The sequence below is a fragment of the Corynebacterium sp. 045007 genome (genome assembly GCF_040743205.1).
In the GTDB taxonomy this organism is placed as follows: domain Bacteria; phylum Actinomycetota; class Actinomycetes; order Mycobacteriales; family Mycobacteriaceae; genus Corynebacterium; species Corynebacterium jeikeium_D.
Genome location: NZ_JBFLKW010000048.1, coordinates 1 through 632, shown reverse-complemented (window position 1 = coordinate 632; position 632 = coordinate 1). Strand labels below are relative to the sequence as shown.

The following is a 632-nucleotide window of genomic DNA, read 5'->3' as shown; positions in this document are numbered from 1 at the left end:
GGGTTAAACGACAGAAAGTGTGTCTGGATTCGGTGATTTGTAGTGGTTGACCTCTAGGTTTCAGAGAAATATATGCTCCGGGAGCATATATTTGGCTCCGGGACGGTAAATCCGCGGTGTGGCAGCAGTGATGTGCTACACGCGGCGTGGTGTGGTGTCGCAATGTCAAAGAACCAACCACGCTGCCACTGCGGCGATGAGATGAAACGCAACGGCACTACCAGCAAAGGAACTACGAGGTGGCGATGCAAACACTGCGGCGCGTCGAGTGTGAAGCGCCGCAGCGACATCACCAATTCCACGGTTTTTGCCGCCTTCATTGACCACCTGACCACTGGCGCCAGCCTCGATACCGTTGCCAGTCGTGTGGGATGCTCACCGCGCACACTGCAACGCCGCTTCGAACCCTTCTGGCTCGTTGACGTACCAGATCCCACCATCGGACATATCGGGCGGGTTTACGACCAGGTGTTTCTAGACGGCACATATACCGCCGGCGGCTGTTTGATCATTGCCGCAACTATCGACCATGTCATCGCCTGGCACTGGTGCAAACACGAAACCACGCGCGACTACCAACGACTTCTCGAGCGCATCGAAGCCCCACTTATCGCCGTTATCGATGGCGGCCA

At 56.5% G+C, this 632-nt stretch carries 1 pseudogene; it reads left to right on the top strand.

Annotated elements, in window-relative coordinates:
* Nucleotides 1-162: 162 nt before the first annotated feature.
* A pseudogene (locus AB1Z34_RS11150) lies at nucleotides 163-632 on the top strand (IS256 family transposase); the annotation flags it as partial.